Genomic DNA, 25,144 nt, shown 5'->3' on the forward strand with positions numbered 1-25,144 from the left:
CGGTTCGGTGGGAGCCGTCGTCGAACGGCCCATGACCGCTCGTCTGCCAATCGATCCGCAGCCTATAATCCGCCCACAGTGCCCGGCAGGGCCATCTCCCGATTCGCACAAGGCCCGTGCCCATGAAGTCGTCCAGCAAAACCACCCTCGCCTCGCCGCACAACCCGGCGCTGAGCCCCAGCCACCTGGATTTTCCAGTGGTCGGCATCGGTGCCTCGGCGGGCGGGCTGGAGGCAATCCGCACCTTCTTCCAGCACATGGTGCAAGACAGCGGCATGGCCTTCGTGGTGGTCCTGCACCTTTCCCCGGACCACCAGAGCCAGGCCGACCGCATCATCCAGGCGGTTACCCGGATGCCAGTGCGTCAGGTCACCGAACCGGTACCGATCGAGCGCAACCATGTCTATGTGATCGCCCCGGCCAACCGGCTGTCGACCAACGATGGATACCTGCGGGTCAGCCCCGCCAACCGCAGCCGCGGCGACCATGTGGCCATCGACCTGTTTTTCCGCGACCTGGCCGACGTGCACAAGGACCATGCCTTCTGCGTGGTACTCTCAGGCACCGGCAGCGACGGCGCCGTGGGGCTATCGCGGATCAAGGAACAAGGTGGCGTGACCTTGGTGCAAACCCCCGAGGATGCCCTGTACCCCGACATGCCCCAGGCCGCGCTGGCCACCGGGATGGTCGACCTGCTGCTGCCAGTGGCCGAGATGCCCGCCCGCCTGCTGACGCTCTGGCGCACCGCGCGCGCGGTCAAGCTGCCACGCATCGAGGACGACAGCCTGCCGCCGGCGTTGGGTGAGCGCGAAGGCGACCCCACCGTCAGCGACCCGCTGCTGGAGGAAATCCTCGCCCTGCTGCATGGCAACACCGGCCACGACTTCGCCCATTACAAGCGCGCCACGGTATTGCGCCGTCTCGAACGGCGTCTGCATGTCACCGGACAGACCGACCTGGCGGGCTACCGCGACTTTCTGCAGGCGCACCCCGAGGAAGCGCGGGCATTGCTGGCCGACATGCTGATCGGGGTGACCAACTTCTTCCGTGATCGCGAAGCGTTCGACGCCTTGCAGCGTCACGTGATGCCAGGCCTGGTCAATGATCATGGCGACGATGAGATCCGCGTCTGGTCGGCCGGCAGTTCCACCGGCGAGGAAGCCTACAGCCTGGCCATGCTGGTCACCGAGCAACTGGCCCTGGCCCAGCGCAGCGCCCAGGTGCAGATCTTCGCCACCGACCTTGACGAGCGCGCGGTGGCGATCGGCCGGCTTGGCCTGTACCCCGAGGCGATCGCAGCCGATGTTTCACCGCAACGGCTGCGGCAGTTCTTCGCCAAGCAAGACCAGCACTACCGGGTGCGCAAGGAGATTCGCGAGCAAGTGCTGTTCGCCCGGCACAACCTGTTGTCCGATCCGCCGTTTTCCCAGCTCGACCTGATCGTCTGCCGCAACCTGCTGATCTATCTGGACCGTGAAGTACAACGGGACATCCTGCGACTGTTCCATTTTGCCTTGCGTCCCGGCGGCCACCTGTTCCTGGGCAGTTCCGAATCGACGGACCTGGCCGCCGAGCTATTCGTGGCGGTGGACAAACGCAACCGCATCTTCCGCGCCCGCGAGGTGTCCAGCAGCCGTCATCCCGAGCGCCTCCAGGCCCCGTTGCCAGCGGCGGCGCAGGCGCCCGTCAAGGCACGGGCCGGGCGCCGGCTGGCCTACGCCGAAATTCATCACCGCGCCTTGGCGCGTCGGTCGCCGCCCAGCCTGATCGTCGATGCCGACGGTAATATCTTGCACATGAGCGAGGGCGTCGGGCCTTTTTTACGGCATGCAGGCGGCGAGCTCAGCCACAACCTGCTCAACCTGGTGCTCGCGCCACTGCGCCCAGCGCTACGCAGCGCCTTGTTGCAGGCCCAGGGCAGCGGCCAGGCGGTGACATCACGGGCGATCAGCGTCAACCTCGATGAGCAGCGCAGCGACGTGCGCATCCTGGTACAGCCGCACCAGGACGAGCTCAGCGCCAGCGAGTGCCTGCTGGTGGTGCTCCAGGCCTGCGAAGCGGACCAACCCACCGCTGTCGGGCCAGCTATCGAACTGGCCGAGGGCACGTTGCTGGGCAACCTGGAGCGCGAACTGCATCGCACCCGCCTGCAATTGCAGGAAACCATCGAGCAATCGGAGTTTTCCAGCCAGGAGCTGACCGCGTCCAACGAAGAGATGCAGGCGATCAACGCCGAACTGCGCTCGGCCAGCGAAGAGCTGGAAACCAGCAAGGAAGAGTTGCAGTCGATCAACGAGGAGTTATTGACGGTCAACTACGAGCTCAAGACCAAAGTCGAGGAAACCGACAAGGTCAACGACTACCTCAGCAACCTGATCGCCTCCACCGACATCGCCACCGTATTCGTCGACCGCAACCTGCATATCCGCTGGTTCACCCCGCGTGCCACCGACATCTTCAGCATGCTGCCGGTCGATACCGGGCGCTCGCTGCTCGACATCACCCACCGCCTCGATTACCCAGGCCTGGCCGATGACGCACGGGCCGTGGTGGAGCGCGAGACCACCATCGAACGCGAAGTGCTCGGCGACAACCAGCACTGGTACCTGGCCCGCCTGCTGCCGTATCGGGCCAGCGAGCGCAATGTCGACGGCACTGTGCTGACCTTCATCGACATCAGCAAAAGCCGCGCCGCCGAAGAGCGCCTGCGCCAGGGCGAGGAGCGCATGCGCCTGGTGGCCGAGAGCACCCACGATTTCGCCATCATCCTGCTCGACGAACAGGGCCTGATCATCGACTGGAATACCGGCGCCGCGCTGATTTTCGGTTATGGCAAGGACGAAGTGCTTGGCCAGCACTACCAGTTGATCTTCACCGAACAAGACCGCGGCGATGGTGTGCCCGAACGCGAGCTGCGCGCCGCACGCCTGCATGGCCGTGGCCAGGACGAACGCTGGCACGTGCGCAAGGACGGCAGCCGCTTTTATTGCAGCGGCGAGGTGTCGCGCCTGAAGGGCAGCAGCCTGCGCGGCTACGTCAAGATCGCCCGTGACCTGACCGGGCACAAGCGCCTGCACGACGAGCAGACCAAGCAGTTGGCCGAGTCCCAGAGCAGCAGCCACATGAAGGACGAGTTCTTCGCCGTCATGTCCCACGAGCTCAAGCACCCGCTGAACCTGATCCAGCTCAACGCCGAGATCCTGCGCCGGGTCCCGGCGGTCAAGGGGGCCAGTGCCGCCAGCAAGGCCGTGGCGACCATCTGCGAGGCGGTCGCCAGTCAGGCACGGATCATCGACGACCTGCTCGATGTCGCGCGTATCCGCACCGGCAAGCTCAAGCTCAAGACCCAACAGCTCGACCTGAGCCTGGTGCTGCAGGGCATACACGCGGTGGTGGTCAACGAGCAGCACGACTGCAGCGTGCGCCTGGCCCTGCCCGCCGATGGCGCGCCGGTTTACATCGAAGGTGACGGCACGCGACTGGAGCAGATCATCTGGAACCTGTTGAACAATGCGCTGAAGTTCAGCCCCGCCGGCAGCGAGATCCGCCTGGTGCTGAGCCGGCATGATAGCCAGGCGCAACTGGATGTGATCGACCAGGGCGTCGGCTTGACCGATGAGAACCTGGAAACGGTGTTCGACCTGTTCAGCCAGGCCGCGCCCCAGCTCGCCAGCCACAGCCGCGACGGGCTGGGCATTGGCCTGTCACTGGTGCGCCAACTGGTGAAGGCCCACGGTGGCACGGTGAGCGCCCACTCCCAGGGGCTGGGACGCGGCGCGACCTTCAGCGTACGCCTGCCGTTGTGCGACCCACGGCAGCAGCCGCAGCCCGGCACCGCCCCGGAAGCTGCCGAGGGGCGGCTGAGCGGCGTGCGGGTGTTGCTGGTGGACGACTCGGTGGAAATCCTTGAGGTCATGCAGCAACTGCTGGAAATGGAAAGCGCCGAGGTCGAGGCCCACAGCGACCCGCACGCGGCGCTGGAGGCGGCCGTCGCCGGACGTTACGACGTCATCCTGTCCGATATCGGCATGCCAGGCATGGACGGCCATGCCCTGATCAAGGCGCTGCGCGCGCTGGAGCACCTACGCTATATCCCGGCCATCGCCCTGACCGGCTATGGCGCCAGCGCCGACCAGTACAAGTCGCGGCAATCGGGCTTCGACCGCCACCTGAACAAACCGGTTGGCTATGACGAGCTAATCGAGGCGATAGAGGCCCTGAACGGGTCGGTGCCCTACTGAGCGGCACCGGCTACGCCGATGTTTGCCGGCGAGCCTCAGGCATGCACGCTCCACTGGCAGGCATCCGCCGCGATCGGCACTTCGTCGATGGCCTGGATCATCCCGCTGGCCAGGGCTTCCTTGGGCCCGAGGATGCGCGGATAGGCCATCAGGTAACGCGCTACATCCAGCACCTGGTCGGCGCCCGCGGTGCGCTCGGCGACAATCTGCGCATACAGCCGCAGGTCATAATCCAGGCTCATGGCGTACTCGGCCATCCGCGCATGGTCAACCGAGCCGTGCAGGGTCCAGTGGAAAGGGTGGAACAGGAACTTGCTGCAGGCGCAGGCCGTCCGCTGGCTGCCAGCCAGGAACAGGATGTTGCCCATCGACTCGACGGTACCCAGGTTATGGGTATGCACCGGCACCGGCAGCGAACGCAGGTAGTTGTACAGGGTGAACCCATAACTGCACTCGCCGCCCATGGTGGCGACGTTGATCTGCAGCAGCTCGGCGCCTTGCTGCAACGCCCGGGAACAGGTGTTGATGAGGTTGCCGCAGGTGGCGGAGTTGATCGGGCCGGTGTAGTGAATGATATGTCTGGCCATGCCGTCCTCCCAGGTCAGTCGGGGTCATCGCTTGGGTCCGGAGCCTGCTGCTCGCCCATCTGCTGATAGTGCTTGCGCAGGGCATGCAGCTTGGCCGGGTCCATGTCTTCAAGGTCCAGCAGGGCCTTGTGGGCGCGTTTGGTGGTGCGCAGCAGTTCGTCGATCTTTATGTGCAACACGTCGTTGTCCCGGTTCTGGGTGTTCTGGATCAGGAACACCATCAGGAAGGTGATGATGGTGGTCGAGGTATTGATCACCAGCTGCCAGGTGTCGTTGAAGTCGAACAGCGGGCCGCTGACCGCCCAGGTGACGATCAACAGCAGAGCGATGGCGAAGGTCAGCGGACGGCCGCTGACCTTCGCCAGCCATTGGGCAAAACGCTCGAATTTCATGGCCCAGGCCCTCAACCAGGTTGTTGCTGTTCACCAGGCAGGCCTTCGATATCGGGGTCGCTTGGCTGAACTTCCGGTTCGTCTTGCGGCGTCGGCGCAGGCCGGTCCGGTGGGTCGTTGAGTTCATCGAAATCAGTGTTTTCGTTCATTGTGCCGTTCCTCCAGTTCTTGCAGCCGCCATCCGGTGGAGGCATGGGCGCCAGGCAAAGTTCCGCCAGGTTGTCCGTCGCCCCACTCGTCAATAATGCTGAACCGCCAAAGCGCGCCCAGGGTCGCTAGTGATAAGTGCACGAACGAGTGGGAGCCCCTGTGAGCGAGATCCGCATTGGTATTTCCGGTTGGCGCTATGGCCCGTGGCGCAAGGACTTCTACCCCAAGGGCCTGCGCCAGGACGACGAACTGGCGTTCGCCTCGCGGGCGGTGAACAGCATCGAGATCAATGGTTCGTTCTATGCGCTACAAACACCCGAGCGCTATCGCCAATGGCATGACCAGACGCCGGAGGACTTCGTCTTCGCCGTCAAGGCGCCGCGCTACATAACCCATGTACGGCGGCTCAGGGACATCGACGAGGCGCTGGCCAACTTCTTCGCGTCCGGGCCGCTATTGCTGGGCACCAAGCTGGGGCCTTTTCTCTGGCAGTTTCCGCCATCGATGAAGTTCGATGAGCAGCGCTTCGCTGACTTCCTCGCCCGCCTGCCCAAGGATCGGCGGGCCGCTCGCGCCTGCGCCGAACAGTGCGCTGAACGCCTGCGGGGTAACGCCGGCAACGCCATCGGCGGTCAGGCTCGACTGCGCCATGCCGTGGAGATCCGTCACCCGAGCTTTCTCTGCGACACCTTCGTCAAGCTACTGCGCAAGCACAAGGTGGCGCTGGTAGTCGCCGACAGCGCGGGAAAATGGCCGTATGTCGAGGACGTTACCGCCGACTTCATCTACATGCGTCTGCATGGCGACGTAGAGCTCTACAGCAGCGGCTACACCGCCAAAGCGCTGCGCCGCTGGCGCTTGCGCATCCAGGCCTGGAACCAGGGAGGCCAGCCCGACGATGCGCAGCTGATCGTTGCGCGCGCCCCGGCCAAGCGGACCTCGCGCGCAGTGTACTGCTATTTCGACAACGATCAGAAGGTCCATGCCCCTTACGACGCCCGGCGCCTGTTGGGCAAGCTGGGACTGGACGGTGACTTGGCTACCGAGCCGGGCGTGCCCCCAGAGGTGCAACTATGAACCGCACCTTGCCAGCCCCCAGCTGCATCATCGACAAGATCACCGCGGTACGCCGCCTGACGGTGCTGACGCTGAACGTGCACAAGGGTTTCACCCTGTTCAACCGGCGCTTCATCCTGCCCGAGCTGCGCGAAGCGGTGCGGGCCACCGGGGCCGACCTGGTGTTCCTCCAGGAGGTACATGGCAGCCACCAGCAGCACGCCGAGCGGCACCCGACCTGGCCGCAGACGCCGCAGTACGAGTTCCTCGCCGACAGCATGTGGCCGCAGTTCGCCTATGGGCGCAACGCGGTTTATCCCCATGGCGACCATGGCAACGCCTTGCTGTCGAAGTTTCCCATCAGCGCGTTTGACAACCTCGACGTGTCGATTCAAGGCAACGAGCAGCGCGGCCTGCTGCATTGCCGCCTGGAGGTGCCTGGGCAGACCCAGGTGCACGCCATCTGCGTGCACCTGGGTCTGCGCGAGGCGCACCGGCAACGCCAGGTGGAGTTGTTGCTGCAGCTGCTCGACAGGTTGCCGCCGGATGCGCCGGTGATCGTCGCCGGCGACTTCAACGATTGGCGGCTGAAGGCAAATGCCGTGCTGACCGAGCGTCTGGTCGAGGCTTTCGGCCGACCTGCGCGCAGTTTCCCGGCGCGCTTGCCGCTGCTGCGCCTGGACCGCATCTATCTGCGCAATGCCCGGGCCCGTAGCGCCGGGGTGCTAGCCAAATACCCCTGGTCGCACCTGTCCGACCATGCGCCCTTGGTGGCGCAGGTGACGCTATGAACGGGCAATGGCTGGACGGCAACCAGGTCGAGTTGCTGATCAACGGCGAGCAATATTATCCGCGCGTGTTCGCCGCCATGGCCCAGGCCCGGAAGGAAATCCTCCTGGAAACCTTCATCATCTACGACGACAAGGTCGGCCAGCCGTTGCGCCAGGCGCTAATCGACGCCGCCCGCCGAGGCGTGCGGGTGGAAGTGGCGGTGGACGGCTATGGCACGGCCGACCTGGACGATGCCTTCGTCTCGTCGATGACCGAGGCTGGGGTGCACGTCCATGCCTTCGATCCCAAGCCGCGCCTGGCCGGCATGCGCACCAACCTGTTCCGCCGCCTGCACCGCAAGATCCTGGTGATCGACGGCCAGCGGGCCTTCATTGGTGGCATCAACTACAGCGCCGATCACCTCGCCGACTTCGGCCCACAGGCCAAGCAGGACTATGCCGTCGAGGTCACAGGCCCCGTGGTGGCCCAGGTGCATGCCAGCAGTTGCCGGCTGCTGGCGGCGGTGTTGCGCACGCCCAGTCAGGTCAACCCCAGCACCGGCGCCAGCGGTAGCTGCAGCGCGCTGTTGGTCGAGCGTGACAACCAGCGCCACCGCAACGACATCGAGCAGCACTACTTGCAGGCCTTTCGCCAGGCCCGCGCGCGTATCGTCGTGGCCAATGCCTACTTCTTCCCCGGGTACCGCCTGCTGCGCGAGCTGCGCAATGCCGCCCGGCGCGGGATCGAGGTGACCCTGATTCTTCAGGGCCAACCCGACATGCGCTGGGTGCGGGCACTGTCGCGCCTGCTCTACAACTACCTGCTGCGCGACAACGTGCGTATCCACGAGTACTGCCAACGCCCGCTACACGGCAAGGTGGCGCTGGTGGACGACGACTGGGCCACGGTTGGCTCGAGCAACCTCGATCCGCTGAGCCTGTCGTTAAACCTGGAAGCCAATCTGCTAATTCGCGACCGGGCCTTCAACCAAGGATTGTACCAACACCTCAGCGAGCTGGCCGCCAAGCAGTGCAAGGTCGTGACGCTCGAGCGCATGGTGCGCGGCTACTGGTGGCGCGCGCCGCTGATCTTCCTGGGGTTTCACATCACCCGCTACTTCCCGCGCATTGCCGGCTGGTTCCCGGCCCACCGCCAGCGCCTCACCGCGCTGCGCCCTGAGGACGAGACGGCGGCCAACTACCACGGAGGCAACAGCTGATGGCAGGCAAACCGTGGCAGGTCTGGGGAAAACGCCTGCTGACCCTGCTGTTCATCGTGCTGGTGCCGACCCTGCTGTTTCTGCTGGCGCGCAACCTGGATTGGCAGGAAGTGCGCCAGTCGCTGCTGGCCTACCAGCCCGCCACCCTGGCCCTGGGCCTGCTGCTGGCCCTGTGCAGCTACCTGGTGTTTGCCAGCTACGACTTGCTGGCGCGGGCCTACACCGGGCACCGCTTGCCGGCGCGCCAGGTGCTGCCAGTGGCGTTCGTGTGCTACGCATTCAACCTAAACTTCACCACCTGGGTCGGCGGTGTCGCCCTGCGCTATCGGCTGTACAGCCGCCTGGGCCTGGATACCCCGACCATTACCCGCATCCTCACCTTGGGCCTGTTGACCAACTGGATGGGCTACATGCTGCTGGCCGGCACGGTGTTCGCCCTGGGCCAGGTCAAATTACCGGCCAACTGGGCGCTGGGCGCTGGCGGCCTGCGCCTGGTCGGCGGGCTGATGATCGCCGTGGTTGTGGCTTACCTGTTGGCTTGCGCATTCGCCAGGCGCCGTACCTGGCACTTGCGTGGCCACCCGATCACCCTGCCCGCGTTACGCCTGGCGCTGTGCCAGGTGGCATTGGGCGCGAGCAATTGGGCATTGATGGCGGCACTGATCCACCTACTGCTGCCGGCCGAGCTGGCCTATCCGTCGGTGCTCGGTGTGTTGTTGATCAGTTGCGTGGCCGGCGTGGTCGCCCATATTCCCGCTGGGCTGGGTGTGCTGGAAGCGGTGTTCCTGGCCCTGCTGCATGGCCAACTCGGGCAAGGCAGCCTGGTCGCGGCGCTGTTGGGCTATCGCACGTTGTACTACCTGATCCCGTTGCTGCTGGCGGTGATCACCTACCTGATCCTGGAAAAACGCGCCAAGGCTCTGCGCCAACAGACAAGCGCTGCGCCAGACACGCGCTAAAGGAGATCTGTCATGCGAACGATCCTGCTGTTCAGCCTGCTCGCCGGCCTGGCCTGTGGCCAGGTACAAGCCGCCGGCTGCGACGTCGTCACCCAGTCTTCCAGCGAATCGGTCAAGCCAGTGCAGGGGCATACTTGTTATAGCTTCAGCAACATGCCCGCCGAAGCGATTGCCTGGTCCTGCAGCAACCAAAGCAAGGCAATGCTCAACAGCCGCAAGCGCCCGGTAGAACGCTGCGCCGACGGCAGCATCGGCAGTTGCATCGCGCCGTTGACCCAGGAAACCCTGGCCAATCCCGACGCGGCCGGCCGTGACGAGCCAAGCACGCGCCCCGCCGTACCCAAGCAGGCGCGGATCATCACCTACTACTACGACACTCCGAGCCTGGGCCAGGCGCGCAGCGATTGCGAACGCAACGACGGCATCTGGCAGACCCACTGAACGCAAGGAGAACCACCATGCCCCGTGGAGACAAAGACAAGTACACCGACAAACAGAAACGCAAGGCCGAACATATCGAGGACAGCTACGAAAGCAAAGGCGTGCCCAAGGACCAAGCCGAGGCGCGGGCCTGGGCCACGGTCAACAAGCAGTCCGGCGGTGGCGAGCGCAAGGGCGGTTCGGGTCAGGCGAAAAGCCCCGCCGCCAAAGCCCGGTCGCGCGCCTCTTCGGCGCGCCGCGCGGTGGCCACCAAGCAAGGGGTGGCCCGACCAGGCCAGCGCCTGGAGGACATGACCAAGGCCCAGTTGATGGACCGCGCGCGCAAGCAGGCGATCGTCGGGCGTTCGCGCATGCGCAAGGATGAATTGATCGAGGCGCTACGCAAGGCCTGATCGGGTTGTCGCCGGGCCCGCTCGCTCCCAGCAAAGCCAGTCAGCGTTGCTGGGAGCGGGCCTGCCTGGTGATGCCCTTCAAGGTGAGATCGGGTCGCTGGCCGGGAAGGTTTCGTCCAGCGCGTTGTCGACATTGCGCTCCTTGGGCTGGGTTGCTTCGCCGCACTTGCAGTCAGCCATGCGGCACGGTTCGCCATTGCGATGGCCCATGGCGCAGGCTTCGCAGCAATAAGCCTTGCCATCCTGGACCACGGCATTGGCATCAACAGTGCAGGAACAGTGGTTGCAGGAACAACGTTGCTCGTTCATCAGTGGTTTCTCCCATCGTCGTCTTCGCTGGACACTTCATCCGTCCAAGGTTGCCCGTCGAGCGGCGCGGAACGTGCTAGCTCGGCTTCGTCCAGGCCGATACCGCCGCCGATCTCCTCGGCCTCGACGTGACGCAGATGCTTGTCTGCCGGACCGCCCAGACCCGGCTCATGTGGGTCGCGGGCGCCGCTTTCGTCGAACAGGGTGTCGGGGCTCAAGTCATCGAGGGTGACGTTGTCCTCGTGGGCGCTGTCGCTGAGCGCTTCACCGCCGCTCATGCCAGCCTCGGCGATGCGCCGTGGCGGGTAGTCCTGGGCTAGCTCGCGGGCTGGGCGCTCGTCGCCGATCCGGCCCTGGCGCGCATCGCGCCGCTCGCTGAAATCCAGTTCACGAACGCTTCCCATGCGGTCCTCGGTGTCGTCGATCTCGACAGTTGTATTGGGGTCGCTGGGTCTGGCCATGGCAGATCTCCATCAGTGGGGGCTCATGGGGTCGACTGCGTTGGCCGGCAAATGATTCAGAGTTTTCACACGCGTTCGTTGCCAATGCCCCCATGGATCGCCACAGCTTTTTTGAACTCTGCCCCAGCCCATCACCTCCCAAGCAAAAGACCCGCGAACCGTCCGGAGCCCGCCATGGCCAAGCCCCTGCAGGAGTACCAACGCAAGCGCGACTTCAACGCCACCCCGGAGCCGGCTGCCAAGCGCAACCGCGCGCGCCGCGCCCACGCCCTGCAGTACTGCATCCAGAAGCACGATGCCAGCCACCTGCACTACGACTTTCGCCTGGAACTCGACGGCACCCTGAAGAGCTGGGCCATTCCCAAGGGCCCATCACTGGACCCCAAGGTGCGCCGGCTGGCGGTGCACGTCGAGGATCACCCGCTGGACTACGCCGACTTCGAAGGCCATATCCCCGAGGGTCACTACGGCGCCGGTGACGTGATCGTCTGGGACCGGGGCATCTGGGAGCCCGAGGGCGACCCGCAAGAAGCCTATGCCAAGGGCAAGCTGCGCTTTCGCCTGCAAGGCGAAAAGCTTGCGGGGGTGTGGAACCTGTTCCGCACCCACCTGGCGGGCAAGAAGGAGCAGTGGATGCTGGTCAAGTCCAACGACGAGCAGGCGCGCAGCGAGGCTGACTACAGTGTTGTCGATGCCCTGCCCGACAGTGTGCTCAGCGAGCGCACCCTGTTGCCGCGGCGCGCCGCCAAGCAGTCGGCAAAGCCCGTCGACACCGCGCAAGCACAGGATCTGCCCGAGCGTCTGCAGCCGCAGCTGGCCACCTTGGTGGATTCGCCGCCCAGCGGTGATTGGTGCTACGAGGTCAAGTTCGATGGCTATCGGATCATGGCGCGAATCGCCGCGGGCCAGGTGCGGCTGTTTACCCGCAATGGCCATGACTGGAGCGCGAAGATGCCGCAGCAAGTCGCGGCGCTGCAGGCGCTGGGCCTGGACTCGGCGTGGCTGGACGGTGAAATGGTGGTGGTCGACCGCAACGGCGTGGCGGATTTCCAGGCCTTGCAGAACGCCTTCGACACCGAACATGACGACCAGATCACCTACTATCTGTTCGACCTGCCCTACCTTGGCGGCCGAGATCTTAGCCCATTGCCACTGCACGATAGGCGCCGGGCCCTGGAGCGTTTGCTCGAACACAACGCCAGCGCACGGCTGAAGTTTTCCGAAGCCTTCGGGCAGCCGATCGACTCGCTGCTCGACAGCGCCTGTCGACTGGGCCTCGAAGGGCTGATCGGCAAACGCGAGGGCAGCCCCTACACAGGTCGGCGCAGCAGCGACTGGATCAAGCTCAAGTGCAAGCAGCGCCAGGAGTTCGTGATCGTCGGTTTCACTGACCCCAAAGGTAGCCGGACTGGGTTCGGCGCTCTGCTGCTGGCCCTGCATGACCCCGACAGCGGCCAACTGCGTTATGCCGGCAAGGTGGGCACCGGCTTCAGCGCCACGACCCTGGACACCCTGCACGCACGCTTGAAACCCCTGGAAATCAGCAAGCCGGCTTTGCCCAAGCCCCCTGTCGGCGCCGAAGCCCGCGGCGTGCACTGGCTCGAACCGCAGCTGCTGGCCGAAGTGGCCTATGCGCAGATGACCCGTGAAGGCATCGTGCGCCATTCGGTGTTCCACGGCCTGCGCGACGACAAACCCGCCACCGCCATCGACCTGGAGCGCGCCATGCCAGCCAAGCAAGCCGTCAAGGCGCAGCCCGACGAGTTGGGCGGCCTGCGCCTGACCCACCCCGAGCGGGTCATCGACGCCACCTGCAGCGCCACCAAGCGGCAAGTGGCCGAATACTATGCCCAGGTGGCCGACTGGCTGTTGCCGCAGCTCAAGCACCGGCCGGTGGCCCTGGTGCGGGCGCCGGATGGCCTGGGCGGCGAGCTGTTCTTCCAGAAGAACGCCGGGCAGCTGCATATTCCCCAGGTTGTCAGCTACACCAAGGCCCAGGCCGGCCAGGCGGCCATGGTGCTCAACCGTGCCGACAGCCTGCTGGGCGCGGTGCAGATGAACATGCTCGAACTGCACACCTGGAATGCCACCGACAAGGACTTCGAGCGCCCCGACCGTTTCGTCCTGGATCTTGACCCCGACCCTGCGCTGCCGTGGAAGGCCATGCGCGAGGCCACCCAGCTGACCCTGACCTTGCTCGATGAACTGGGCCTGAAGGTGTTTCTCAAGACCAGCGGCGGCAAGGGCATGCACCTGGTGGTGCCACTGACTCGCCGCGCCGGCTGGGACGAAGTGAAAGATTTCAGCCATGCCTTGGTCGAGCACATGGCTGGCCTGTTCCCCGACCGTCTCAGTGCGGTGTCGGGGCCGAAGAACCGGGTGGGGCGGATCTTCATCGACTACCTGCGCAACGGCAAGGGCGCCGCTACCGTCGCCGCCTATTCCCTGCGCGCCCGTGAAGGGCTGCCGGTCTCGGTGCCGATCTGGCGCGATGAACTCCCCCAGCTCAAGAGCGCCAACCAATGGAACATCGGCAACCTGCGCCAGCGACTGGCTGAGGTCGACGACCCCTGGGCCGACATGGCCGCGACCCGGCAGTCGATCACCATGAGCATGCGCAAGCAGCTGGGGCTGGCCTGATGGGGCTGCTGCTCGAGCTGCTGCAATGGCCGGCGATGTTGCTGACCCTGGCCGCGGCCTGGTGCATTGGCTCGCGGCGACCACGCCGGCGCCGCGTGGGCTTTTGCTTTTTCATCAGCAGCAATGTGCTGTGGGTGGCCTGGGGCTGGCAGGTACAGGCCTGGGCCCTGATCGTCCTGCAATTTTGCCTGTGCGCCATGAACCTGCGTGGCTGGAAGAAGAACACCCAAGGGGAACTGAGCCCATGAGCATCGTCCAGGATTTCGATCTGACCCATCTCGACTGCCTGCTCCGGCGCTTCGGCACGCGGCCGCGGGCGCTCGATCTCGATAACCACCTGCCAGAACTGTTGCAGGCATTGCAGGCCGATCATCTCGACCTGCTGCCCTTGCCCGGCCAGGGCCATACCCTCGAGCGCTGGCAGACCCTGGCGCGCATCGCCGGTTGCGACCTGACCCTGGCCAAGCTCTACGAAGGCCATACCGACGCCTTGGCGATCCTCGCCGAATGTGGCGCCGCGCACCTGGCGGCAGACGGCATCTGGGGCATGTGGGCGGCCGAACCAGCGGACGCCCGGGCACGGATCGTTGGCCGCGAAGGCGCGCAGGTGCGCCTGCAAGGGCGCAAGGCCTGGTGTTCCGGCGCCATGCAGATCGACCGGGCATTGATCACCGCCTGGGATACCCAGGAGCAATCGCAGTTGGTGGCCATCGAGTTGTCCGATCCCAGCCAGCGGATCCAGGCCAATGACTGGCAAGCAGTGGGCATGGGCACCACCGCCAGCGTGACCGTCGAGTTCGACGACTCACCCGGCGTGGCCGTGGGCGCTACGGGCCAGTATGTGTCGCGGCCAGGGTTCTGGCACGGTGGCGCCGGCATCGCCGCCTGCTGGTATGGCGCCGCCGAGGCGCTGGCCGACTACCTGCGCGAACATTGCCGCAAGCCGCGCGTGGACGTGCACGCCGATGCCCACCTCGGCGCCGTGGACGGTGCCTTGTACGGAGCCCGCGCCGCGCTGCGCGAATGTGCCAGTTGGATAGACCGCCAGCCACGGGCCGATGCCAGCTTCGAGGTGCGTCGCACCCGCGCCCAGGTGGAGCAGGCGGTGGAGCAGGTCATTCGCCATGTCGGCCGGGCGTTGGGCGCCACGCCGTTTTGCCGCGACAGCCATTTCGCGCGGCTCAGCGCCGACCTGCCGGTGTTCCTGCGCCAGAGCCATGCCGAGCGCGACCTGGCCGAACTGGGGCGGCAAGTGACCGCAGTGCCCGCGGGGGCCTGGCAGCTATGAGCGAGAACCTGATTCAGGCCAGCCAAGGTACCCCTTGGTGCGCCTGGCAGCATAGCGCGCGCCTGGCCCGGGCCCGCTGGCTCAGGCCCGAGCAACTGTGCCCACCGGGCAGGCGCCTGGTGCTAGTGGCACCGCACCCGGACGATGAAGTCCTGATGGCCGGCGGCCTGCTGGCAGGCTTTGCCGGGCGTGAACAGGACCTGCTACTGATCTCCGCCACTGACGGCGAAAGCAGCCACCCCGGCTCCGCGCATTGGACCGAACATCGCCTGCGCCGCCAGCGCCCCCTGGAGAGCCGCCACGCCCTGCAACAACTGGAGCTTGACCTCAACCGCCTGGACTGGCGCCGCCTGCACTTGAAGGACGGCGCCCTGCCCCGCGACGAGGCGTTCCTGACCAACCATCTGAACCAGTTGCTCAAGCCCGACGACCTGCTGCTGACCACCTGGCGCGGCGATGGTCACTGCGACCATGAAGCGGCAGGACGCGCTTGTGCCCAGGCGGCCCAGGCGCGCCGAGCGCAACTGGCCGAAGTGCCGGTATGGGCCTGGCACTGGGCGCGACCGGACGATCCGCGCCTGCCCTGGGCCCGAGCCCTGCGCATCCAGCTCGACGAAAACCACCTGGCACGCAAGCGCCAGGCCCTGGCCTGCCATGCCAGCCAGGTGCAGGCCGACGACCAGCGCCCGCCGGTCCTGCCATCGCGCTTGCAGGCGTGTCTGCTGCAACCTTTCGAACTGATGTTCTTGTAAAAGGGAGTCGCCATGAGCCTCGACGCGCAATATTTTGCCGACCTGTACGCCAACGATGACGATCCCTGGGCGTTCCGTAGCCGCTGGTACGAACGGCGCAAGCGCGAGCTGTTGCTGGCCAGCCTGCCGCGCCAATGCTATGCACGGGTGTTCGAGCCGGCCTGCGCCAATGGTGAGCTCAGCGCGCTACTCGCCGAGCGCTGCGCCAGCCTGTTGTGCCAGGACATCGATGCCCGCGCCGTGGGCCTGGCGCGCCAGCGCCTGGCCGGGGTCAGCCATGCCTGCGTCGAGCAGGCCCGTCTGCCTGGCGATTGGCCCGCAGGGCAGTTCGACCTGATCGTGCTCAGCGAGATCGGCTATTACCTCGACCCCACCGACTGGCTGCAAGTGATCGAACAGTCGGTGGCCAGCCTGGTCGGCGATGGCGGCCTGCTCGCCTGCCACTGGCGCCACCCGATCGTCGGTTGCCCGCAGGATGGCCGCCAGGTGCATGCGCGACTGGCCAGGCATCTGCCGCTATATCCGCTGTTGCGCCATGAGGAAGCGGACTTCCTGCTCGAATATTGGTCGTGCCAACCCAGCGTGGTCGACCTGGACGAGAGGTGCTCATGATCGCCGTGGTGATCCCCGCGCATAACGAAGCGCGGCGCCTTGGGCATTGCCTCAAGGCGGTTCAGGCGGCCGCCGCACAAGCAGCGTTGACCGGCTTGCAGGTGGACATCCTGGTGGTGCTCGACCGTTGCAGCGATTCCAGCCTGGCCATCGCCCAGCGCCATGGCGTGCGCATCCTGGAACTGAGCGCAGGCAATGTCGGCATCGCCCGCCGTGCTGGTGCGGCGTTGATGCTCGAACGCGGCGCGCAGTGGTTGGCCTTCACCGACGCCGACAGCCGTGTGCCTCGCCACTGGCTGCTGTCGCAGCTGCAATGGCGGGCCGATGCGGTGTGCGGCACGGTGCATGTCGAGCGCTGGCAACCCTGGCACAGCGCCGCGTTGCGCCGGCTGTACCAGGAGCGTTACCAGGCACGGGAGGGGCACCGGCATATCCACGGGGCCAATCTCGGGGTTTGCGCCAAGGCATATCAACGGGTCGGCGGGTTCCAGCCGCTGCCCGCCCACGAAGATGTGCAATTGGTGCTTGCGCTCGAGGCCAATGGCGCGCAGATCGTCTGGACCGCCCAGCACAGCGTGGCCACCAGCAGCCGCGCGGATAGCCGAGCGCGGCAAGGGTTCGGGGATTACCTGAGCGGGTTGCAAGGGCAACTGCCATGAATGCCACCGCGTCGCCCGGTTCGCCAGCAAGGCTGGCTCCTACAGGTATTGCCGGCCGCTATCGGTGTAGGAGCCGGCTTGCCGGCGAACACCGGCGCAGCCAGTGCCAGCCACCGCGTTGCCTGTTCGGTTCTCCTGCAAGGCTCAGGATGCCTTGCGCGGTCGTTTGCTGGAGGGCTTTTTACCACTCAGGCTGCGCTTGAGCAGTTCGGTGAGGTCGAGGATGTCCGCGCCTTTCTGCGCCGCCATGCCCTCGCCTTTTTCCACCGTCTCGATCTTGCCTTTGCTGGCCTTTTCCTCGACCAGGTCCAGGATGGTCTGGCGGAACGCATCGTGATAGTCATCCGGCGTCCACGGCCCGCTCATGTCCTCGACCAGCTTCCTGGCCATGGCCAGCTCGCGCTTGTCGGGCTTGCTGTCGGTGACGCTCTTGTCCAGTTCCAGTGTTTCCAGGCCGCGCACTTCCTCAGGCCAGCGCAGGGTGATCATCACCAGCGCATCATCCAGCGGGCGCAGCAGCGCCAGATGCTGGCGGGTATGTAGCACCACGGTTGCCAGCGCCACTTTGCCGGTGCTTTGCAGCGTTTCGCGAAGCAAGGCATACACCTTGCCACCGCGGCGGTCCGGGCTCAGGTAATACGGCGTGTCGAACTGCTGCAAGGGAATTTCCCCGGCCTCAACGAAGGAAAAGATATCTATGGTTTGGGTCGCTTCGGGCCGGGCCTTGCGGATCTCCTCTTCGCTGATCAACACGTAGCGGCCTTTCTCATACTCCACGCCTTTGACGACATGCTCCTTGTCGATCTCCTTGCCGGTGACCTTGTTCACGCGCTTGTAGCCCACCGGCTCCATGCTGCGCTTGTCGAGCCAGTCGAAGTCGATGCGCTCGCTGCGCACGGCAGTGTTGAGGGAGACGGGGATATGCACGAGGCCGAAGCTGATCGCGCCTTTCCAGATAGCCCTGGCCATGGTCGGCTCCTATGCGCCCGACGGTTGGCCGGGCTGGCTGTAGCGCAACGCGCCACAACGTTCACAACACTGGCAATGCAGCCCAGCAACCTCATCGATGCGCAGGCTGCGCCATTGGCAGCCTCGCAGCAGGCAGACCAGCTTCATCAGCCACCTCCCTGGCCCTGGCAAAGTCGGGCCCTTACTGCAACTGACTGCGCGGCGTCCTGAAGGTTTAGTCGCAATTGCCCTACGGCAGCGGGTTGCCGCCGGTGACGCCAAACACTTCGCCAGTGATATAGCTCGATTCCTGGCTGGCCAGCAGCACGTACAGCGGCGCGCATTCGGCCGGTTGGCCTGGGCGCTTCATCGGCGTGTGGCCACCGAAATCGGGAATTTTCTCTGGCGGTTGGCCGCCGCTGGGCTGCAGCACGGTCCAGATCGGCCCCGGCGCCACGGCGTTGACCCGGATGCCGCGCTCGATCACCTGCTTGGCCAAGGCCTTGGTGAAGGCGACGATTGCCGCCTTGGTGGTGGCATAGTCGAGCAAGGTCGCCGACGGTTGATACGACTGGATCGATGCGGTGTTGATGATGGTCGCCCCCGCTGGCATTAGCGGCACCGCCGCCTGGCATAGCCAGAACAACGCATAGACGTTGGTCTTGAGGGTGTGGTCGAACTGCTCGTGGCTGATCTGGCCAATGTCCTTGCGCGCCTCCTGCTTGCCGGCGACGTTGACCAGGATATCCAGGCCGCCGAGCTGTTCATGGGCCTGATCCACCAGCTGGCGGCAGAACCGTGGGTCCTTCAGATCGCCCGGCAGCGGCAGGGCCTTGCGGCCTTCGGCTTCGATCAGTTGCACCACTTCGCGGGCGTCGCGCTCCTCGGTGGGCAGGTAGTTCAGGGCGATATCAGCGCCTTCCCGGGCGAAGGCGATAGCCACCGCGCGGCCAATGCCTGAGTCGGCGCCGGTGATCAAGGCGCGGCGCCGCGCAAGGCGGCCAAAACCTTGGTAAGTGCTTTCGCCATGGTCGGGCTTGGGTTGCATGTTGGCGTCCAGGCCGGGAGCGGCCTGGCCCTGGGCAGGAAATGGCGGATGGGGATACTGGGTCAGGGGATTTTGCAGGCTGTATTGGTCTTGCGGCTTGCTGGACATGGGCCGACTCCTTGGTAAATGGGCGGGCCCTGTGGGCGGGTTGACCCCGCGCTAGCGCCCTACTGAGTTCGAGAACAACCTAGGTCCGATGGTTTGTTCAGCCTGGCGCGCTCAGCGACAGATGGTCATCCAGCACCTGCCGCACGACCGCCCCCGGCCCCTGCGCCAAGGCCTCGAGCTGGCGATCGGCGCTGGTGCCCTCGCGCAGTATCCGCCGGGCGTGCAACGCCGCACGCTCGGCATCGATGCTGTCGAGTGGATGCTGTGCCAGCAGCTGCGCCAGCCAGCCCTCGGCGGTCACCGGCAACTGCTGGTGCAGGCCAATGAAGCTGCCGTGGCGGCCATCACGCATGGCCCGCCAGTAGTTTTCCTGGGTGACCCAGCGCCACTCGCGACTGCCTTGCAGCGGCTCGGCCGCTGGCCGGAGGCACTGTTCGACCAGGTGCCGGAACAACCCGGCGATGGCCAGGGCATCCGCCAGCCGCGGGCAGCCATCACAGATGCGCAGTTCCACCGTGGGAAAGCGCCGCGACGGGCGTATCGCCCACCAGAAGTCGCCGTCTTCGGCCAGCGTTCCGGTGCGCTGCAGCAGCGCCCGGTAGCGTTGGTAAGCGCTCCAGTCGACCAGGGGCTCAGGCAGGCCCATGTGCGGCCACTCGCCACAGATCACCCGCCGGTAACTCATGTAGCCGCTGACCTGCCCGCCCCACAACGGCGACGAGGTGCTCAGCAACAAAAGCAGCGGCAGCCAGTACAGCACGCGGTTGATCACCTGCATGCGGTCGATGCCGGGCGGCACGCCGACATGCACATGCAGGCCGTTGAGCAGGCTACGCCGGGCCACCAGGCGATAGTCGTCGAACAGTTCTCGGTAGTGCGCCGTATCGCGTGGCTGCTGGCGCAACCACTGCGCGCTGGGATGGCTGGCCGCGCCATACAGACCAACGCCCAACGCGCTCAAGGCCTCATCCAGCTGCTGGCGACGCTCGGCGAGGAAGCCGTGGGCCTGGTGCAAGGTGTCGAACACTGGAGAGACCAGCTCGACCTGGCAACGGAACATTTCTTCAGCGAAGTGGCCACCGAGGACCTGCCGACAGCGCCGCTCCACCTTCGCCGATGGCTTGGCCAGCACCCGGCCACTGGCCGCGTCGACCAGCAGGTACTCTTGCTCGATGCCGAAGCTGCAGGGACGGCCCATGGCCGCATCACGCCTTGCGGGTAACGGTCAGGGCCACCGCGGCGATGCGTTCGACGTGCTCGTAGCCGGGCTCGAGCAGTTGTTCGCCGAACACGTCTGGGTCGAGCTCGCGGTAGTGCCAGCTGAACGTAGGCCCCGCCAGGCGCAGGCGGATCGCCTCGAGCAGCGCATCATGGCCTTCGACCATGGCCACGCCGCTGTACAACAGCAAGGTACCACCAGGGGCCAGGCGCTCGCAGGCCTGTTCGACGATGCGCAGCGACAGTTCCGCGCCCAGCGCACCGCCGCCATGCCGGTAGGTGCGCCGGGCAGCGTCGAGCATGTACGGCGGGTTGGCGACGATCAGGTCGAAGTGGCCACTGATGCCGTCGAGCAGGTCGCTGGGTTCCACCGAGACGTTGGCCACACCCGCCAGCGCTGCATTGATTGCGGTATAGCGCAGGGCCAGAGGGTTGATGTCCACCGCGCTGACCTGGGCATGGGGCGCCGCGCGGGCGATCAACAGCGCGCCGACACCGGCGCCGCAGCCAATGTCCACGGCATGCTGCACGCGCCGGGGACAATGTTGCAGGTGATCGCGGATGACCTGGGCGAAGCGGTAGCTGTCCGGGCCGAAGAACACCGCGTCGCGGCGTTCGGTGGGCCAGGCCGAGTGCAGTAGCAGCAAGTCATCCAGGCTCGACCAGCGCACCATGCTGCGCAGCAGCTCGCCCTGCGCCACCAGTACGCCTGCCGTCAGCAGTTGCTCCAGCTCATCGGCACTGATCAGCGCGCCTGCAAACGGCCGGCTCCAGCCGAACACCTCGCGCAGGTTGCCCGCCCGTTGCGCCGCAGGGCGGGCGTTGACCCGGGCCTGGGTCGCCGGGCTCACGCAGGTGAAGTGGTAGCCATCGGCGCGTAGGCGCCGGCCCAATTGCAGCAAGGCCTGGTCGGCGCGGGCCTGGGTCTGGTCGAGCAGCATCAGCAGGATCCTCCGTTGGCAAGGCCGGTGGCGCGGATGTAGTCGCGGGTGGCGCGCAGACCCGAGGGCTCGGCATGGCGGTTGCCGGCCATGGCGGCGATCAGCCCGTCGATTGTCGATGCTTGCGGCGCGCAGGGCGCTGCAGGTTCCAACGCCAGGTCCTGTTCCCATTGGCCTGGTATCACCCGGCGGACATTGGCGCCTTGCCAGCTACCGGCGATCCAGTCGTGCCACAGTTGTTTCTCGTAGGGGCTGAAAACCCCGAACATGGCTGCCGTCGGCCCGTCGATGAGCGCCCAGAACCGGCTCTGCCGCGGATTGCGATCACGCTCGACCCAACCCTGGGCCTGCAAGGCATCGAGAAAGGCACCCATCGCTTCCGGCTCGGCGAGCCATTGGTTGATCGTGCGTCCCTGCAGGCGGCAACGGTCTGAATGCATGAACTGGCCATACACCCGCTTGCGCTCCAATGCGCCCAGCAGTTCGTGCTCAAGGTCGAAGGTGGCGATCAACGAAGGCGTGTCGATGCCCAGGCCGTTGAGCCGATAACCTTGCCTGAGCCGTTGGTAGAACGCCTCGCCAGCGCTCCTGGGCTGCAACAGGCGCAGGCTTTCCAGGGCGCGGCAGGCATGGCCGCTGGCGGCGTTGTCGATGGTCACGTGCAACTGGAAGTAATGGGCATCGATGCCCAACTCAGCCAGTTCGTGGGTGGTGATCAGCAAGTGCAATGGCGGTTGTTCGTAGCCGAGGTTGTAGCCGATCACTTCGGGCAAGCGCTGCTCGCACTGCTGGCCCAGGGCCAACTGCAGGGCTCCCTGCAGGTAGCGTTCGGGCTTGAGCGGCGGGCCTTGCAGACAGCCGAGGCGGCTGAGCAGGCGCTGATAGATCAACACATGGTTGCACCGCGGGTCGCCATTGCCCAGTTCCTCGAGAAAGGTGCCGATCAGCCCGTGGTAACGCGGGTCACGCCAGTGGCGCAGGGTGCCGTGCAGCCAGGCACCGTCGACCGCCTTGGTCGGGGCCACTTGCTGCAGGAACCAAAGGGCCTGGGCACGGTTGGCGAAGTAGCGCCGGGGCCGGCCCTCCCGGCGTTGCCGCAGATAATCGGCGTGTGCCTCGGCCACCGCACTGACGTTGGCCAGGGCCCATCCAGGCAAGTGCCGCGGATCGTCGGGCAGGTCGTCGGGCAGCGCCTGGACGTGGCTCAACTGGCGGTCGAGCCAGGCTAGCCCGCAGCGCCCTGCCAGCAGCGCCCGATAGCGTCGTTGCAAGGCATTGGACGCAGTGCTTGCACCCTTGCTGGCCATCACCTTCATGCCAGGTACCTCGCTCAGGGTTGCTGCGGCTTGGTTTCGGGAGCTGGGCTGGAAGTGTCGGGTTGCTGCATCTGCAGCGACGGCTTGCTCGGGTCGGCGTCCTTGGCTGGGTGGTCGTTGTCGCGGTCGAAGCAACCACCGAGCAGGGTCAGGCTGGCCAGCAGGCAGAGCACGGGGGGAATGCGCATGGGGTTCTCCTTTGCAGGTGTGCGCAGTGCCAGGGCACCTGGCACTGCGTGCCCTCACTTACGCCCGTCCGCCCTTGCGACCGGACTCGCTCTGGCGGTTGCCACCGCCGGAACTCTGCCCGCCCTTGCGGCCGGCTTCGGAGGCTTTCTCGCGGTCATTGGCAAAGTTGCCGGGGTTCTTCGTTCCACCCTGGCTGCCGGTCTTGTTGCTGTCCTGACGGCCGGTCATGTTGCTGTCTCTGTTGGCCATGGTTGCAAAACCTCGTGTGGCTTGGGGAATGAATGCACGGCAGCGCCGTACAAAATTGGGAGTGCGGGCAACCGCGGCTGATTCGGTTTTTTCCCAGGCCGTCGGACCGGTGGCGCTAAACAAGCGAAGGGGGTGCATTTGGCGCGCAAGCAGCTGCAAGGGCGCGAGTTGTTCGCCGCCGTCCAGCAGAGCCGTATTGACCCCCGAGGCCGACCTGGCTAACCTGTTCACAACCTACCGGTCGGTAGGTTTCTTTTTTTCCTTGTGGATACACCCGTCATGCCCAGCACCTGCAACCTGCGCTTCGCCGCCTCCCTCGCCCTGATCGGCGCCCTTGGCCCCTCGGCCGTCGACATGTACCTGGCCAGCCTGCCGGAAATGGCCCGCGACTTCGGCACTGGCTATCCCCAGGTGCAACTGACCCTGACGGTATTCCTGCTGGCCATGGGGGCTGGCCAGTTGCTGTTCGGCCCATTGGTGGATGCCCTGGGGCGTCGCCGGCCGCTGCTCGCGGGGTTGCTGGTGTTCGCCCTGGCGTCTTTCGCCGCCGCTGCGGCCGACTCGCTGCAGGCCCTGCTGATGGCGCGTCTGGTCCAGGGCCTGGCCAGTGCCTTGACCTTGGTGGTGATCATGAGCATGGTCCGCGATGTCGCCGACGGCACCCGCGCCGCGCAGATCTTCGCCCTGCTGATGACCATCGAGGGCCTGGCGCCGATTCTCGCTCCGGCGGTGGGTGGCCTGGTGGATGCCGCCTATGGTTGGCGGGCGATCATGCTGGTGCTGGCGGGCCTGGGCCTGTTGACCCTGGCCAACTCGCTGCTCAGCCTTGGCGAAACCCTGCCAGAGCGCGCGCGGGTGCGCCTGGCGCCGGGCACTGTCCTGCGCACCTACGCACGCATCGGTGTCGACGGCGCATTCCTGCGTCCGGCCCTGGCGCTGTCGGCAGTGTTTTTCTTCCTGTTCGCCTACATTGCCGGCTCTGCATACGTTTACCAGGAGCATTTCGGGCTATCCAGCGCGCACTTCGGCTTGCTGTTCGGCACCTGTGGCGCGGCCATTTTGCTCGGCGCGGCGTTGTCCGGACGCTGGGTAGTGGCGCACGGCGTGGCACGGGTGGCCTGGCGTGGCGCGCTGTGCATGGGCGCTGGCGCCGTGCTGATGGTGCTGGCCGGGATCAGCGGCGCTGGCTTGCCGCTGCTGCTCGCTGGTGTGGTGCTGGCGCTGTTCGGCTTGGGCATCTGCGAAGCCACGCTGATGGCTTTGGCGATGTCCTCGCAGCAGCGTGATGTCGGCTCCACCGCGGCGTTGCTCGGTGCCTTGCAACTGGTGATCGCCTCGAGCGCGACGCCCCTTGCCGGTCACCTGGCGACCCTCGGCCCGCAAGCCTGGGCCTGGTTGCTGGCGGCGGCGGCGTTGCTGATCGTGGGTTTGACCCGCGCGGCCCAGGCCAACACAATCAGCGCCTCGTCCTGCAGTGCCAACCCGGAGTGACCGCCTTGAAAGCCCTGACCCCTTCTGCCGCCCGTGTCTGCGATCACGCGGTGGAGCATTTCGCCGAGCATGGCTACGACGGCTCGTCGCTGAACGAGATCGCGGCGTTGGCGGGGATGCGCAAGGCTTCGCTGTATGCCCATTTCGCCAACAAGGACGCCTTGTTCGTGTGCGCGTTCGAGCGGGCGTTGGCGGCGGAAACGGCCTATGTCGAGTCGGGTTTCAGCCAGGAATCGGCGGCTCGCGAGGCGCCGGGGCACTGGCATCCGCTGCATTTGGCCGAGCGTTATGCTGGCTCGGCTAATTTGCGGTTTGTGTTGCGCACGGCGTTCTTGCCGCCGGTGTCGATACGTGCGGTGGTCACGGGGGGCTTCGAGGCTTACCTGGAGCAAGTTCGCCAGGGCTTCTGCCAGGCTCTGCGCGAACGTCATGGCTGGGCGCGCAGTGATGGCAACAAGCTGGAACTTTATGGGGATGCCTACCTGGGGATCATCGACAGCCTGCATGTGGAATTGCTGTACGCGAATCCAGCGGTGTTTGCCCGGCGGGCGGCGTCCTTGTTGAAGATTCTCGACGATTCATTGCAGATGGCGAGTCGGTGATTGGCGGCGGCAGCCAGGTCGATGTCGTTGCCGTTGCCGTTGCCGTTGCCGTTGCCGTTGCCGTTGCCGTTGCCGTTGCCGATCAAGAGGCTAGCGCCAACCCCA

At 65.8% G+C, this 25,144-nt stretch carries 28 protein-coding genes; 15 read left to right on the forward strand and 13 right to left on the reverse strand.

Annotation, left to right across the window (positions count from 1 at the left end; all coding sequences use genetic code 11):
* Nucleotides 1-122: 122 nt before the first annotated feature.
* On the forward strand, nt 123-4,241 hold the full coding sequence (locus tag E3U47_RS08535) for a CheR family methyltransferase (protein WP_134690753.1): 4,119 nt from the start codon (nt 123-125) through the stop codon (nt 4,239-4,241).
* A gap of 35 nt (nt 4,242-4,276) precedes the next feature.
* Here the strand turns inward: E3U47_RS08535 and E3U47_RS08540 are convergent, their stop codons facing one another.
* The 3 genes from E3U47_RS08540 to E3U47_RS24935 are packed head-to-tail and all read right to left on the reverse strand — an operon-like array spanning nt 4,277 to nt 5,369.
* Nucleotides 4,277-4,828: an ATP-dependent Clp protease proteolytic subunit gene (locus E3U47_RS08540; RefSeq protein WP_134690755.1), complete on the reverse strand. Its 552-nt coding sequence runs from the start codon at nt 4,826-4,828 to the stop codon at nt 4,277-4,279.
* A 14-nt stretch (nt 4,829-4,842) separates the two neighbouring features.
* A complete protein-coding gene (locus tag E3U47_RS08545; RefSeq protein ID WP_134690757.1) occupies nt 4,843-5,220 on the reverse strand; it encodes a low affinity iron permease family protein in 378 nt (125 codons plus the stop codon).
* Between the two features lie 11 nt (nt 5,221-5,231).
* Nucleotides 5,232-5,369 carry a hypothetical protein gene (locus tag E3U47_RS24935; RefSeq protein WP_167659453.1) on the reverse strand — a complete coding sequence of 46 codons (138 nt, stop codon included), beginning with the start codon at nt 5,367-5,369 and terminating at the stop codon, nt 5,232-5,234.
* 160 nt (nt 5,370-5,529) lie between these two features.
* On the opposite strand from E3U47_RS24935, the gene E3U47_RS08550 reads away from it, so the two are divergent.
* From E3U47_RS08550 to E3U47_RS08575, 6 genes are read left to right on the forward strand one after another with little or no spacing between them, the layout of a single operon-like run.
* Nucleotides 5,530-6,447 (forward strand): DUF72 domain-containing protein, encoded by a 918-nt coding sequence (locus E3U47_RS08550; protein WP_134690759.1) that lies wholly within the window; start codon nt 5,530-5,532, stop codon nt 6,445-6,447.
* Complete coding sequence (locus E3U47_RS08555; protein ID WP_134690761.1) at nt 6,444-7,217, forward strand: endonuclease/exonuclease/phosphatase family protein; 774 nt, start codon at nt 6,444-6,446, stop codon at nt 7,215-7,217. The genes E3U47_RS08550 and E3U47_RS08555 overlap by 4 nt, the downstream gene beginning before the upstream one ends.
* Nucleotides 7,214-8,416 (forward strand): cardiolipin synthase ClsB, encoded by a 1,203-nt coding sequence (gene clsB, locus E3U47_RS08560; RefSeq protein ID WP_134690763.1) that lies wholly within the window; start codon nt 7,214-7,216, stop codon nt 8,414-8,416. The genes E3U47_RS08555 and clsB overlap by 4 nt, the downstream gene beginning before the upstream one ends.
* Nucleotides 8,416-9,375 (forward strand): lysylphosphatidylglycerol synthase domain-containing protein, encoded by a 960-nt coding sequence (locus E3U47_RS08565; RefSeq protein ID WP_134690765.1) that lies wholly within the window; start codon nt 8,416-8,418, stop codon nt 9,373-9,375. The genes clsB and E3U47_RS08565 overlap by 1 nt, the downstream gene beginning before the upstream one ends.
* A gap of 12 nt (nt 9,376-9,387) precedes the next feature.
* Nucleotides 9,388-9,816 (forward strand): hypothetical protein, encoded by a 429-nt coding sequence (locus tag E3U47_RS08570; RefSeq protein WP_134690767.1) that lies wholly within the window; start codon nt 9,388-9,390, stop codon nt 9,814-9,816.
* Between the two features lie 17 nt (nt 9,817-9,833).
* Complete coding sequence (locus E3U47_RS08575; protein ID WP_134690769.1) at nt 9,834-10,208, forward strand: Rho termination factor N-terminal domain-containing protein; 375 nt, start codon at nt 9,834-9,836, stop codon at nt 10,206-10,208.
* A gap of 78 nt (nt 10,209-10,286) precedes the next feature.
* On the opposite strand, the gene E3U47_RS08580 is transcribed toward E3U47_RS08575, so the two are convergent.
* Together E3U47_RS08580 and E3U47_RS08585 are read right to left on the reverse strand one after the other, a co-directional pair.
* Entirely contained in the window at nt 10,287-10,517 is a 231-nt protein-coding gene (locus E3U47_RS08580) for a metallothionein (protein WP_134690771.1), read from the reverse strand.
* Nucleotides 10,517-10,978, reverse strand: coding sequence for a phosphotransferase system, HPr-related protein (locus E3U47_RS08585; protein ID WP_134690773.1), 462 nt, complete (start codon nt 10,976-10,978; stop codon nt 10,517-10,519). The genes E3U47_RS08580 and E3U47_RS08585 overlap by 1 nt, the downstream gene beginning before the upstream one ends.
* Before the next feature lie 174 nt (nt 10,979-11,152).
* Here E3U47_RS08585 and ligD point away from each other — a divergent pair, with 174 nt between their 5' ends.
* The 6 genes from ligD to E3U47_RS08615 are packed head-to-tail and all read left to right on the forward strand — an operon-like array spanning nt 11,153 to nt 16,929.
* Nucleotides 11,153-13,618 (forward strand): DNA ligase D, encoded by a 2,466-nt coding sequence (gene ligD / locus E3U47_RS08590; RefSeq protein WP_134690775.1) that lies wholly within the window; start codon nt 11,153-11,155, stop codon nt 13,616-13,618.
* Nucleotides 13,618-13,866, forward strand: coding sequence for a hypothetical protein (locus E3U47_RS08595; RefSeq protein WP_134690776.1), 249 nt, complete (start codon nt 13,618-13,620; stop codon nt 13,864-13,866). Before ligD ends, E3U47_RS08595 begins: the two co-directional genes overlap by 1 nt.
* Nucleotides 13,863-14,906: an acyl-CoA dehydrogenase family protein gene (locus E3U47_RS08600; protein WP_134690778.1), complete on the forward strand. Its 1,044-nt coding sequence runs from the start codon at nt 13,863-13,865 to the stop codon at nt 14,904-14,906. The genes E3U47_RS08595 and E3U47_RS08600 overlap by 4 nt, the downstream gene beginning before the upstream one ends.
* On the forward strand, nt 14,903-15,658 hold the full coding sequence (locus E3U47_RS08605; RefSeq protein ID WP_134690781.1) for a PIG-L deacetylase family protein: 756 nt from the start codon (nt 14,903-14,905) through the stop codon (nt 15,656-15,658). The genes E3U47_RS08600 and E3U47_RS08605 overlap by 4 nt, the downstream gene beginning before the upstream one ends.
* 12 nt (nt 15,659-15,670) lie before the next feature.
* Nucleotides 15,671-16,270, forward strand: coding sequence for a bifunctional 2-polyprenyl-6-hydroxyphenol methylase/3-demethylubiquinol 3-O-methyltransferase UbiG (locus E3U47_RS08610; protein ID WP_134690782.1), 600 nt, complete (start codon nt 15,671-15,673; stop codon nt 16,268-16,270).
* Nucleotides 16,267-16,929 carry a glycosyltransferase family 2 protein gene (locus E3U47_RS08615; RefSeq protein WP_134690811.1) on the forward strand — a complete coding sequence of 221 codons (663 nt, stop codon included), beginning with the start codon at nt 16,267-16,269 and terminating at the stop codon, nt 16,927-16,929. Before E3U47_RS08610 ends, E3U47_RS08615 begins: the two co-directional genes overlap by 4 nt.
* A 144-nt stretch (nt 16,930-17,073) precedes the next feature.
* On the opposite strand, the gene E3U47_RS08620 is transcribed toward E3U47_RS08615, so the two are convergent.
* The 8 genes from E3U47_RS08620 to E3U47_RS08645 form a co-directional block, all read right to left on the reverse strand.
* The gene (locus tag E3U47_RS08620; protein ID WP_134690783.1) at nt 17,074-17,898 is read right to left on the reverse strand and encodes a Ku protein; all 825 of its coding nucleotides are present in this window, start codon (nt 17,896-17,898) and stop codon (nt 17,074-17,076) included.
* Nucleotides 17,899-17,907: 9 nt separating this feature from the next.
* Nucleotides 17,908-18,045: a PSPA7_2676 family Cys-rich small protein gene (locus E3U47_RS25320; protein ID WP_306106427.1), complete on the reverse strand. Its 138-nt coding sequence runs from the start codon at nt 18,043-18,045 to the stop codon at nt 17,908-17,910.
* Nucleotides 18,046-18,127: 82 nt separating this feature from the next.
* On the reverse strand, nt 18,128-19,033 hold the full coding sequence (locus E3U47_RS08625) for an SDR family oxidoreductase (protein WP_134690784.1): 906 nt from the start codon (nt 19,031-19,033) through the stop codon (nt 18,128-18,130).
* Between the two features lie 97 nt (nt 19,034-19,130).
* On the reverse strand, nt 19,131-20,231 hold the full coding sequence (locus E3U47_RS08630) for a carboxylate-amine ligase (protein WP_134690786.1): 1,101 nt from the start codon (nt 20,229-20,231) through the stop codon (nt 19,131-19,133).
* A gap of 7 nt (nt 20,232-20,238) precedes the next feature.
* Complete coding sequence (locus E3U47_RS08635; protein WP_134690787.1) at nt 20,239-21,192, reverse strand: class I SAM-dependent methyltransferase; 954 nt, start codon at nt 21,190-21,192, stop codon at nt 20,239-20,241.
* Complete coding sequence (locus E3U47_RS08640) at nt 21,192-22,508, reverse strand: iron-containing redox enzyme family protein (RefSeq protein ID WP_134690789.1); 1,317 nt, start codon at nt 22,506-22,508, stop codon at nt 21,192-21,194. The genes E3U47_RS08635 and E3U47_RS08640 overlap by 1 nt, the downstream gene beginning before the upstream one ends.
* A 14-nt stretch (nt 22,509-22,522) precedes the next feature.
* The gene (locus E3U47_RS24940) at nt 22,523-22,696 is read right to left on the reverse strand and encodes a hypothetical protein (protein WP_167659454.1); all 174 of its coding nucleotides are present in this window, start codon (nt 22,694-22,696) and stop codon (nt 22,523-22,525) included.
* A 58-nt stretch (nt 22,697-22,754) separates the two neighbouring features.
* Nucleotides 22,755-22,946, reverse strand: coding sequence for a general stress protein (locus E3U47_RS08645; RefSeq protein ID WP_134690791.1), 192 nt, complete (start codon nt 22,944-22,946; stop codon nt 22,755-22,757).
* Between the two features lie 279 nt (nt 22,947-23,225).
* On the opposite strand from E3U47_RS08645, the gene E3U47_RS08650 reads away from it, so the two are divergent.
* Entirely contained in the window at nt 23,226-24,437 is a 1,212-nt protein-coding gene (locus E3U47_RS08650) for a multidrug effflux MFS transporter (protein WP_134690793.1), read from the forward strand.
* A 5-nt stretch (nt 24,438-24,442) separates the two neighbouring features.
* Nucleotides 24,443-25,039 carry a TetR/AcrR family transcriptional regulator gene (locus E3U47_RS08655; RefSeq protein ID WP_167659455.1) on the forward strand — a complete coding sequence of 199 codons (597 nt, stop codon included), beginning with the start codon at nt 24,443-24,445 and terminating at the stop codon, nt 25,037-25,039.
* Nucleotides 25,040-25,144: the final 105 nt, after the last annotated feature.

This window comes from Pseudomonas sp. RIT623, from assembly GCF_004519305.1.
In the GTDB taxonomy this organism is placed as follows: domain Bacteria; phylum Pseudomonadota; class Gammaproteobacteria; order Pseudomonadales; family Pseudomonadaceae; genus Aquipseudomonas.

Bases quoted from the DNA above. Each gene is read 5' to 3' on its own strand.
- E3U47_RS08535 (WP_134690753.1), top strand. From the start codon at position 123: ATGAAGTCGTCCAGCAAAACCACCCTCGCCTCGCCGCACAACCCGGCG.
- E3U47_RS08540 (WP_134690755.1), bottom strand. From the start codon at position 4,828: ATGGCCAGACATATCATTCACTACACCGGCCCGATCAACTCCGCCACC.
- E3U47_RS08545 (WP_134690757.1), bottom strand. From the start codon at position 5,220: ATGAAATTCGAGCGTTTTGCCCAATGGCTGGCGAAGGTCAGCGGCCGT.
- E3U47_RS24935 (WP_167659453.1), bottom strand. From the start codon at position 5,369: ATGAACGAAAACACTGATTTCGATGAACTCAACGACCCACCGGACCGG.
- E3U47_RS08555 (WP_134690761.1), top strand. From the start codon at position 6,444: ATGAACCGCACCTTGCCAGCCCCCAGCTGCATCATCGACAAGATCACC.
- clsB (WP_134690763.1), top strand. From the start codon at position 7,214: ATGAACGGGCAATGGCTGGACGGCAACCAGGTCGAGTTGCTGATCAAC.
- E3U47_RS08565 (WP_134690765.1), top strand. From the start codon at position 8,416: ATGGCAGGCAAACCGTGGCAGGTCTGGGGAAAACGCCTGCTGACCCTG.
- E3U47_RS08570 (WP_134690767.1), top strand. From the start codon at position 9,388: ATGCGAACGATCCTGCTGTTCAGCCTGCTCGCCGGCCTGGCCTGTGGC.
- E3U47_RS08575 (WP_134690769.1), top strand. From the start codon at position 9,834: ATGCCCCGTGGAGACAAAGACAAGTACACCGACAAACAGAAACGCAAG.
- E3U47_RS08580 (WP_134690771.1), bottom strand. From the start codon at position 10,517: ATGAACGAGCAACGTTGTTCCTGCAACCACTGTTCCTGCACTGTTGAT.
- E3U47_RS08585 (WP_134690773.1), bottom strand. From the start codon at position 10,978: ATGGCCAGACCCAGCGACCCCAATACAACTGTCGAGATCGACGACACC.
- ligD (WP_134690775.1), top strand. From the start codon at position 11,153: ATGGCCAAGCCCCTGCAGGAGTACCAACGCAAGCGCGACTTCAACGCC.
- E3U47_RS08595 (WP_134690776.1), top strand. From the start codon at position 13,618: ATGGGGCTGCTGCTCGAGCTGCTGCAATGGCCGGCGATGTTGCTGACC.
- E3U47_RS08600 (WP_134690778.1), top strand. From the start codon at position 13,863: ATGAGCATCGTCCAGGATTTCGATCTGACCCATCTCGACTGCCTGCTC.
- E3U47_RS08605 (WP_134690781.1), top strand. From the start codon at position 14,903: ATGAGCGAGAACCTGATTCAGGCCAGCCAAGGTACCCCTTGGTGCGCC.
- E3U47_RS08610 (WP_134690782.1), top strand. From the start codon at position 15,671: ATGAGCCTCGACGCGCAATATTTTGCCGACCTGTACGCCAACGATGAC.
- E3U47_RS08615 (WP_134690811.1), top strand. From the start codon at position 16,267: ATGATCGCCGTGGTGATCCCCGCGCATAACGAAGCGCGGCGCCTTGGG.
- E3U47_RS08620 (WP_134690783.1), bottom strand. From the start codon at position 17,898: ATGGCCAGGGCTATCTGGAAAGGCGCGATCAGCTTCGGCCTCGTGCAT.
- E3U47_RS25320 (WP_306106427.1), bottom strand. From the start codon at position 18,045: ATGAAGCTGGTCTGCCTGCTGCGAGGCTGCCAATGGCGCAGCCTGCGC.
- E3U47_RS08625 (WP_134690784.1), bottom strand. From the start codon at position 19,033: ATGTCCAGCAAGCCGCAAGACCAATACAGCCTGCAAAATCCCCTGACC.
- E3U47_RS08630 (WP_134690786.1), bottom strand. From the start codon at position 20,231: ATGGGCCGTCCCTGCAGCTTCGGCATCGAGCAAGAGTACCTGCTGGTC.
- E3U47_RS08635 (WP_134690787.1), bottom strand. From the start codon at position 21,192: ATGCTGCTCGACCAGACCCAGGCCCGCGCCGACCAGGCCTTGCTGCAA.
- E3U47_RS08640 (WP_134690789.1), bottom strand. From the start codon at position 22,508: ATGAAGGTGATGGCCAGCAAGGGTGCAAGCACTGCGTCCAATGCCTTG.
- E3U47_RS24940 (WP_167659454.1), bottom strand. From the start codon at position 22,696: ATGCGCATTCCCCCCGTGCTCTGCCTGCTGGCCAGCCTGACCCTGCTC.
- E3U47_RS08645 (WP_134690791.1), bottom strand. From the start codon at position 22,946: ATGGCCAACAGAGACAGCAACATGACCGGCCGTCAGGACAGCAACAAG.
- E3U47_RS08650 (WP_134690793.1), top strand. From the start codon at position 23,226: ATGCCCAGCACCTGCAACCTGCGCTTCGCCGCCTCCCTCGCCCTGATC.